General features: G+C 58.9%; 11 protein-coding genes. 5 read left to right on the top strand and 6 right to left on the bottom strand.

The annotated features are described in order from the left end of the window. Positions 1-33 precede the first annotated feature (33 nt). Positions 34-201, bottom strand: coding sequence for a hypothetical protein (locus ACERIT_RS15855; RefSeq protein ID WP_373675827.1), 168 nt, complete (start codon positions 199-201; stop codon positions 34-36). A 78-nt stretch (positions 202-279) separates the two neighbouring features. Then, positions 280-1,014: a helix-turn-helix domain-containing protein gene (locus tag ACERIT_RS15850; protein WP_373675828.1), complete on the bottom strand. Its 735-nt coding sequence runs from the start codon at positions 1,012-1,014 to the stop codon at positions 280-282. Between the two features lie 89 nt (positions 1,015-1,103). Between ACERIT_RS15850 and ACERIT_RS15845 the strand changes: the two genes are divergently transcribed. From ACERIT_RS15845 to ACERIT_RS15835, 3 genes are all read left to right on the top strand, one after another. Then, positions 1,104-2,216, top strand: a complete 1,113-nt coding sequence (locus ACERIT_RS15845; protein ID WP_373675826.1) for an MBL fold metallo-hydrolase — start codon at positions 1,104-1,106, stop codon at positions 2,214-2,216. Between the two features lie 3 nt (positions 2,217-2,219). After that, on the top strand, positions 2,220-3,509 hold the full coding sequence (locus ACERIT_RS15840; RefSeq protein WP_373675825.1) for an MFS transporter: 1,290 nt from the start codon (positions 2,220-2,222) through the stop codon (positions 3,507-3,509). Between the two features lie 129 nt (positions 3,510-3,638). Beyond that, positions 3,639-4,085 carry a universal stress protein gene (locus ACERIT_RS15835; RefSeq protein WP_373675824.1) on the top strand — a complete coding sequence of 149 codons (447 nt, stop codon included), beginning with the start codon at positions 3,639-3,641 and terminating at the stop codon, positions 4,083-4,085. A 37-nt stretch (positions 4,086-4,122) separates the two neighbouring features. Here ACERIT_RS15835 and ACERIT_RS15830 read toward each other — a convergent pair whose 3' ends face one another. The 3 genes from ACERIT_RS15830 to ACERIT_RS15820 form a co-directional block, all read right to left on the bottom strand. Continuing rightward, entirely contained in the window at positions 4,123-4,398 is a 276-nt protein-coding gene (locus tag ACERIT_RS15830; RefSeq protein WP_373675823.1) for a hypothetical protein, read from the bottom strand. 295 nt (positions 4,399-4,693) lie between these two features. After that, on the bottom strand, positions 4,694-4,906 hold the full coding sequence (locus ACERIT_RS15825; protein ID WP_373675822.1) for a hypothetical protein: 213 nt from the start codon (positions 4,904-4,906) through the stop codon (positions 4,694-4,696). Further along, the gene (locus tag ACERIT_RS15820; protein ID WP_373675821.1) at positions 4,906-5,649 is read right to left on the bottom strand and encodes a SagB/ThcOx family dehydrogenase; all 744 of its coding nucleotides are present in this window, start codon (positions 5,647-5,649) and stop codon (positions 4,906-4,908) included. The genes ACERIT_RS15825 and ACERIT_RS15820 overlap by 1 nt, the downstream gene beginning before the upstream one ends. Before the next feature lie 216 nt (positions 5,650-5,865). On the opposite strand from ACERIT_RS15820, the gene ACERIT_RS15815 reads away from it, so the two are divergent. After that, entirely contained in the window at positions 5,866-6,183 is a 318-nt protein-coding gene (locus ACERIT_RS15815) for an MTH1187 family thiamine-binding protein (RefSeq protein WP_373675820.1), read from the top strand. A gap of 93 nt (positions 6,184-6,276) precedes the next feature. Here the strand turns inward: ACERIT_RS15815 and ACERIT_RS15810 are convergent, their stop codons facing one another. Next, complete coding sequence (locus ACERIT_RS15810; RefSeq protein WP_373675819.1) at positions 6,277-6,711, bottom strand: peptidylprolyl isomerase; 435 nt, start codon at positions 6,709-6,711, stop codon at positions 6,277-6,279. An 89-nt stretch (positions 6,712-6,800) separates the two neighbouring features. Between ACERIT_RS15810 and ACERIT_RS15805 the strand changes: the two genes are divergently transcribed. Further along, entirely contained in the window at positions 6,801-7,241 is a 441-nt protein-coding gene (locus ACERIT_RS15805) for a hypothetical protein (protein WP_373675818.1), read from the top strand. Positions 7,242-7,254: the final 13 nt, after the last annotated feature.

Raw genomic sequence — 7,254 nt, 5'->3', positions numbered from 1 at the left:
GTTTGGAGTGCACATCCTTAGCAAGCAGACGTTCTAACTAACCGGCTTTGTGAGGTACTGAATATCGGGGACCGGCCGTTCCGGGAGGTCCTTCTGCCGGCGTGCATTCTCTAAGAGAGCCCCCGGCGTAAAGACGGACGACTCGTCGAACTCCTTTGCCTCGAAAAGTGGCGACGAACGTGGCTCGGACGAGTCTGTCATGTACTCCGTATTCGGAACTCCGACCCAAGGGTATTGTGATCATCCGGGTGCTCGATCTCTGACGGATTCTCCGTCCGGTTAGTCAGCAGCCTGTTCGGCTTGATGCGTCTCGTCCACTTGCAGTGGATCCGACGTCGACGTCGCGGTGACGAGTCGTAAGAACTGTCCCGCGTTCGTGAGGAGTTTGTTCTCAGCCTTCCGGAGGTGTTCTTCGTACGTCGAGCGGGCGATGGCAGTCCGATCGGCTAGTTCACGGAGCGAGGTCTTCCGGGGCTGCTCGTAGTATCCGCTTTCTAACGCCAGCCGAAGCGCCGCCATCTGTCGGTCAGTCACGGTTTCGAATAACTGATCGACCGGGGCGAGCATACTGTGGGGGATCTCTTGTTCCGTGATCGCCGTTTTCGAGAGAACTTCGACGTCTCGATCAGTCTCCAGATCGGTATGGAGTGCCCGGACGTCACTCTCGTCGAAGGCGATCACCGTATAATGCTCCCAGCCCTGGCGATGAATCGTCGGCGGCTGATACAGACAATTGTACTCTTCGAACCGTTCGATGATGGAATCCTCTAACGAGCAGAGACAGGACTGTGTGACGACATGGAGTCCGGACTCGTCAATCGACTTGTGAAGAACCGACCCCAGGTCGTCGATCTTGTCGAGTAAGTCGTCGGTTGGTGATCCCGGGGACGTGATCTCGACCACTTGACAGTCGCTCAGGTACCACTCCCGAATCGTGAGGTCCGGGTAATGCTCCGAGATCTCTCGATATGGACACTCGTGTTTGACCCGGAACGAGGCCTCATAGAGACTCATACACGTCTCTTCGGTCTCGATGTAATTAATAGTGCCGGTCATGTCCGGCAGCACCTATATTCTAATAGTTCCCATATAGGTATACACTGATGTCGGAGATTAGCCCCGAGAGACTTGGTGAACGATTACAAGCCGAGGAAGATGACCTCCTCGTGCTTGATATTCGCCACGAGGAAAATTACGACGACTGGCACATTCCGGACAGCGTCAACGTCGATGTCTACGACGAACTGACCGAGAACCCCGACGCCGCGAAGAATGCCCTCGCAGACCTCCCCGAAGAGAAGGAGATGGTTACCGTCTGTGCTGCGGGCGTCGTCGCGCAGATCGCGACGGACGTGCTTAAGGAGCTCGGATATGACGCCGAGACGCTCACGGATGGAATGAATGGCTGGAGTCGCGTTCACCGGCATGCAACTGTTCCTGTTGACGTTGAAGGCACGCTTATTCAGGTTTCACGGCCCGGAAAAGGCTGTCTCTCGCACGTTCTGATTTCGGACGGAGAGGCTGCAGTGTTCGATCCGTCGCACTATCTCGACGAATATGCGGCGATTCTCGACGACAACGACGCCGAACTCGTCGGCGTCTTCGACACGCACGCCCATGCCGACCATGTTTCGGGTGCTGCAGAACTGGCCGACCGTTACGATGTTCCCTACTACCTTCACCCGAAGGACGCGCTCGCTATCGACGCAACGCCAATCGAGGATGGACAGCTAGTGCGGATCGGCAGTCTCGATATCGAAGTCATCCACACGCCGGGACACAGCGAAGGAAGTGTTTCGTTCGACATCGACGGTGCAGCACTGATTACGGGCGATACGCTCTTCCACGAAAGCGTGGGGCGCGTTGAACTCGGCGTCGAAGCAGGGATCGAAGACTCCGACATCAAACAGAACGCGGCGACACTCTACGAGAGCCTCCAGCGGTTGCTGGACCGGTCGGACGACGCCGTCGTTCTGCCGGCTCATGATCCCGGTTCGCCCGAACCGCCGGTGACGGAGACCCTTGGTGAGGTCCGAGAGCGGAACGACGATCTCGGACGCGACCGAGAGACGTTTATCGAGGAACTCGCTTCGGACATCCCGGATCATCCGCCGAACTTCGAGCGCGTCAAACGGACGAATGTAGGGCAGGAATCGGTTCCTGCCGACGAACTGGCCGAGCTGGAACTGGGTCCAAACAACTGCGCAGCCGAGTGATTCATGAGTACGTCAACGAAACTCAAACAGGGAATCCGCGAGCACAAAGGACAGTTCTCACTGCACGTCCTGCTGGTGTTCGCGACGGGGCTGACCATCGGGTCCGAACGTGCCGTCGTCCCCGTCTTGGGCCGCGACGTCCTCGGGGTTGAATCGCTGTTCGTCATCGGGTCGTTCGTCGTCTCGTTCGGGGTCGTGAAGTCGATCCTCAACCTCTATGCGGGCAAATGGGGCGAGGAGTACGGCCGCAAGCCGGTCCTCGTCCTCGGCTGGGCGACGGCGCTTCCGCTCCCGATCATTTTGATTTTTGCGCCCAGTTGGGCGTGGATCTCAGTCGGGAACATCCTGCTTGGCATCAACCAGGCGCTGACCTGGAGTATGGCAATCAACGCCAAAATCGATCTGGCAAGTCCCAGCGAACGTGGACTCGCAGTCGGTATTGACGAGGCGTTCGGCTACTCGGGCGTCGCCGTCGGTGCGTGGGTTACGGGCCTTATCGCTGGCCAGTGGAATCTCCGGCCCGAGCCGTTTTACTTCCTCGCCGTCGTCGTCGTGCTGGCGTTCCTCATTTCGGTCTTCCTGATCAAAGAGACCGTCCAGTACGCACATGCAGAAGCCGACGATGACCACCACGACGCGAATCTCCCGTTCAACGAGGTGCTGAAGCGAGCAACCTATGGGGACAAGACGTTGTTCGCCGCGGCACAGGCCGGCCACATCGAGAACTTCGTGGACACGCTGTTCTGGATCGCAGTCCCGCTGTATCTCACCAGTCAGGGACTCGGAATTGCCGCAGTTGGTGTCGTAGTCGGCGTCCACAGCGCGATGTACTTCCTCCAGATTGGGACTGGGGGGCTCGCAGATCGCATCGGTCGGCGTCCGCCCGTAATTTGGGGAATGTTCCTGGCCGGTGCCGGAGTGCTCGGGATGGTGCTCGTCGAGAGCTATCTCCCGTGGGCCGTTCTGGCCGCCGCATCCGGTCTGGGGATGGCGTTGCTGTATCCGAACCTGATGACCGTGCCGAGCGATGCAGCGCATCCGACGTGGCGGTCGGCTGGAATGGGCGTCTACCGGATGTGGCGGGACTCTGGGTACGCCGTCGGCGCGGTCTTGATCGGGCTTTCGATGCAGTTTGTCAATATCGAAGCCGCCTTCTACATGACCGCAATCCTGATGTTCATCTCCGGGGCGATCGTCTACGTCTGGATGGAAGAGACCCATCCCAACTTCGGGACGCACGAGCCACCCGCCCCAGCTACGGATTCGCCGACCCCGACAGTGACTGACGACTAATCATCGGCGGCTCTGGTGTAATCCTCAGCAGAATCCACAGTGGAGCCTCCGGCCTCGAGGAGCAGAGGATCGTTCCCAGATCGTCGGATGGGACAAGCGATTTAACTGTTCTGGCGTCGATGGTTTGGTATGGAACTACTTGTCGCCGTTGATGGGTCCGAAGAGAGCAACCGGGCGCTTGCATACGCTACGGACATCGCTAACGCGACCGGCGGATCGATCTCGCTGATCCACGCAATCGAACCGGATATCTATGACGCTGGTGGGGAAGAACCGATATCCGAATCCGACCGCCGGGGCAGGCTGATCATCGATAGCCTTGACGAGGCGGAGGAGCAAGGTCAAGCGATCTTAGAGGAGGCGATCGAGTTTGCAGCGGAGCGGGGACAAAACGCGTCCGGAGAACTACTCTACGGCCAACCGGCGAGGAATATAACGGATTACGCCGAGGAGGGACCGTTCGAGACTCTCTACGTGGGTCACCGGGGCCGGTCGGAACGAACCATCGAGCTCTTGGGCAGCGTGGCACGAGACGTGGTCGATCACGCCACCATTCCGGTCACTGTCGTCAGATAATACCGACCCGTATGAGAATATTTCAACAGCGCAACCGTCAGTAAATCTCCACCTCGGTCATCATCCGCTGAATGAGCTCCGGCTCCTGGAGGACGTGTCCGTCGTCGTCAACGTTTCTGGAGCCGACTTCCTCGGTGAGCACGGCCGTATCGTAGTAGAGGCCGTCGGTTCCTTCAACTCGATCGACCCTATCGGCGGGAAACATGATCGGATCCCGCTCCTCGCCAGTCACCGCTACCCATCCATTCTCCGCGATGAACACGCGCTCGCTTTCAACGGGGTCCGTATCATCCCTGAAGTAGACGGTCGCCATGTCCGTGTCAAGACACCCATCACATATCAATATCGTCCTGATTACCGCTGATTGGGAGTGCTGAGCAGTCTCTTCCCTTCATGACCGTCCTCCCGACAGTATTACTGGCCCCCAGTACGTTCCGCGACCGGCCTCGTATCGTCAAGTGTGGGAGTGAAGCCGAGGCCCCGATCTCGTCACTTCAGAAGGACTGTCGGGAGTTCCCCGAAAAGCAAAAACGTCATCACAAACGTTGACTTCGACGTCGAAAAGATCGAAATCGAGTAGGAGAGTACACCGCTCACTACCGGAGTGATCAGATCGGGACGATGAGATACGTCGCGATGAGGTAGACGACCAGCAGCACCCCGAACGCGGTGTGAGCAACCCGAAGGATTCCCCTCCAGTCCCCTCGCGGAGGATAGCCGTACCGCTCCGCGAGCAATACGAATCCAGTCACGAGCGTCAACACGGCATGCGCGACGGTCGTCGTCGCGAGCCCCCAGTGACTGAAGACGACCTCGATCATCACTGACGCCCTCCGACGGGGAAGACGTATAACGGTCGCTGATCCGACGGTGCTTCCACGACATCACGGACGCGGTCGTCGGAGAAGGCACCGATCGAAACGGTCGCAAGACCCAGCGCCTCGGCTTGCAAGTAGAGGTTCTCGCCGGCGTGGCCGGCCTCCATCGGAACGTACCGTTTGCGTCCTCGCTCTCCGTACTTCCCTGTCGTCCGCTCGTCGACGGCACACACGACGATGTCGATGGCCGCCTCTTCGACGAACTCCTGATCGACTGCGGCCGCCCGGAGCTCCGACTGGACGGTACCGGTTTTGCGACGGGCAAGTTCGTGGTTCTCCGGTCGGTAATGATAGACGCCACTCCCGAGATCGTCCACACCAGGAGTACCGACGACGACGTACACCTCAAGCGGGTACAGCGCCCCCGCACTGGGTGCCGCCCGATAGCCTGTCGTTCGTTCCGTGACGCCCTGTGCTGCCCAGAGCAACTGTCCGAGTTCACGACGTGACAGAGCGTTCTCGTCGTACTCACGCCGCGATCGACGGTTCGCGATCGCTTCTTCGACCGAGACGTCACTCTCTCCGCTCGGTGTGGGAAGCGAAACGGACTCGACGGCTTGCTCCCGGTTACCTCCGTCAGTCCGGACGATTCGGAACGCTCCGAACACGAGAGCCAGAACCAACGACAGGCCCGCAACCGCGAGCAGTGTGAGGACCGTCCGCCGAGAGGGGAGCTTGATGGTCATGCGTGTGGAACGTGCGTAACGAGCCGTAAAAGCCCCAAGCACGGTTACTGAGGGGTAAGAACGAGGTTCACTGTGACATTGAACCTCCGATCACGATCACTGCTGCTCCGGAAGACGGGTGCCAGGTCAGCCAAGAGACTATGGTGGGTGGTCACGTATCACAATGTGGCTATGGATCGGAGTCGCCACTCCACGCCAGAGCCAGGGTAGATAATCATGACAGTAATCGCTCGATTCGAGGTCATTCCGATCCACGACGGGAGCCTCTCGGAGGACATCGCACAGGCCATCAACGCGCTCGACGACTTCGACATCTCCTACGAGTTGACTGCAACGGATACCGTCATCGAAGCCGAAGACGTCGATGAAGTGTTCGAAGCCGTTCAGGCGGCACATAACGCAGTCGAGGGCAACCGCGTCATCTCCTCCGTGGAGATAGATCAATATCGCGACCGCGAACAGCACGTCGACGACCGCATCGAATCCGTCGCGAGCGTCCTTGGACGTGAACCGAAGAAAAAACGAGACACGTGATTCCACACACCCGGGGACGCGATCAAACCCGTAATATCCCAATCCAGCGGTACAGAGCCGTGGGATTCCCGCGTCTTCAGGTGCGGGAGGACGTCAATTGATTTCGAGGATTTCGACGTCGAAGGTCAGTATCTCGCCCGATCGGTCGGGATCGAAGTCGACCGTCACTGAATCGGCGGTCATCTCGACGACCGTTCCGAGCAGCCCCGTCAGCGAATGGATTTCTTGGCCGATCTCGGGAGATTCTCCGACCATCGCTTCGAACTCCTCGCGGTCGTAGGGTAACGTGAAGTCCTCATGTGGCACCTCGATCCGTTCGGTGTCTCCCTCCTCTAAGCCGATCAACCCCTCCTGTAAGGATTCCATTGCCGGTTCGGACCCGATCTCTAGAACGATCGGTCTGAAGCGTTTGTCCGTCTCGACGCCGTGTTCGGCGGCCACCTCCCTCGAAGACGTGTCGAAGAGTTCTCCGTCCGGATACGTCGCAGTGAACGCTAACTTGACGCGGTCTCCATATGAGATAGCCATACGGACGTTTCGAGGTGGACTACCAAAAGAGAGGGGGTCGGAACGCCAACGGTGGCCAGATTGAATACGCTCCCCAGATACCATTTCACATGGCCGAATTCGAAACCGAACGAGAGTTACTCAGCGTTGTCAGGGACCACGTCGATGAGTGGGTATCCGAGGCTCGAACGGAGGCCTTCGAGGAACTGTTCGAGGGACCCGACACGAACGTCTCCGAGGGGGAGTTACAGTTGCTCGATCGTCTCGACTCCCGATTGAGCCGTGAGGAGGGACAGGGACTGTGGGATGCCGACGAGTATGCAATCGTTCAGACAGGGACACTAGACGAGGAGAGTACACCACGCGTCGTCTGTACGACACACCCGGAGATCCCCGAACGTGCGTACCCGGGCGAGGAGGCTTTCGACGCTGCGACGAGGGCGACGCTGAACGAGACGCTCTGGAAGTATTGCCAGCGTGTCGTCGAACTCACCCAACAGCGACTCGACGAGTTCGTCTGGTCTGCTGACGTCGCGACCTGGAACGAGTGACGCCCACTCACTG

It is taken from the genome of Halopenitus sp. H-Gu1 (genome assembly GCF_041821145.1).
Taxonomy (GTDB): domain Archaea; phylum Halobacteriota; class Halobacteria; order Halobacteriales; family Haloferacaceae; genus Halopenitus.
The sequence above is the reverse complement of the archived record's forward strand: the minus strand, read 5'-3'. Positions and strand labels throughout refer to the sequence as shown.